Below are 1,197 nucleotides of genomic sequence, written 5' to 3' on the forward strand. Positions count from 1 at the left end.
CATTAACTTTTAACACAGCCTTTTACAAAGGTAACAGAGATACTTCTCCCTTGTCCCCCAGACGGTCAATCATTTCAAACCACTCCTTCGGTTTATTTGAAAGAATGGAATAATAGGTCGTTAGGAAATCCTTTACTAGATTTGCTGGTAATGCGTCTATATTTTCATCTAATGGCATGAAACATAAATCAAGCCCTGTTACGGCTTCCCCATTGTTTTCCCAAGAAGGATGAACATACGAAATATCAATGCGATTGTAACCCAGATGGGAAAGGACTTCACGTCGCACAAAAGGATCCATAACCTTTACGCCGCCAAATTCGTGATGTTCCACCCTGTACGGATCGTATATTTCTGCAAACATTCCATATAGCTCTTTTCCATTTTTGCTGGCTAATTGTTGCAAATCCTTTAATCGGTTTTGAGCTAAAAATCGACCAAGGCTGTGGCCAGGTTTACTGATGATCGTAAAATCTGTCATGGCAATATTCCAATCAGGATAGTATCGGTATTCAGTTGCACCTAAGACTTTATCACCATCGACTGCTACAAATACGCGAATACTCGGGTCTTCTAATGGCTCTTTCCATAGCTCATACTCCAGCACTTCTTCAGGGGGGAAAATTTCCCCCATTAAGTTATGAAGCTTTCTAAAATTCGGATCATCAATACTCGTGATTCTAATATAGTCCATTAAGATATACCCCCGTTTATTTAAAAGGATTTTTCCATTCCATTAATGCCGCATAATTGCAGGATTCTTCATCCTCCAGATAGTTTTCTACAATTCCTACTGGCACACGGCCACAGCGCAGTAAGAAAGTAATAACAGGATCCTTTAAATCTCCTTTAATGGTCGATGCTAAATATTGTTCTGGTGTCATGTGATTGGCAGCTTTATGATATCCTGGCATTCTTCCGCCGCCTAGTAATCGTTCTAAACCTTTCTCGATCACTACATGGTACATTGCATGCATCATTAATTTTCCTAAACCTAGTTTACGGTACCTAGGTCGGACACTGATATCAACGATGTACAAGGTATTACCCCTTGGGTTATGGTTTCGGATGTATCCATGGTCAGTGATTTCTTCCCACGTATGGTTTTTATCGCTTGGATCAAAGTCGGTAATTAAGCCTGTTAACGATCCTGCTAATTCACCATCAACTTCAATACATAATGCACCTTCTGGAAAC

At 40.1% G+C, this 1,197-nt stretch carries 2 protein-coding genes; both read right to left on the reverse strand.

The features are described 5' to 3' along the window. Positions 1-22: 22 nt before the first annotated feature. Entirely contained in the window at positions 23-694 is a 672-nt protein-coding gene (locus V7659_RS31480) for a GNAT family N-acetyltransferase (protein WP_335543905.1), read from the reverse strand. Between the two features lie 16 nt (positions 695-710). After that, positions 711-1,197 (reverse strand): GNAT family N-acetyltransferase (locus V7659_RS31485; RefSeq protein ID WP_335543906.1); only part of this gene is annotated, 487 nt, incomplete at its 5' end.

Origin of the sequence: Neobacillus drentensis (assembly GCF_036966985.1) — a bacterium.
Lineage (GTDB): Bacteria > Bacillota > Bacilli > Bacillales > Cytobacillaceae > Neobacillus > Neobacillus drentensis_E.

Coding starts and splice junctions, on each gene's coding strand:
- V7659_RS31480 (WP_335543905.1), bottom strand. CDS start 694: ATGGACTATATTAGAATCACGAGTATTGATGATCCGAATTTTAGAAAG.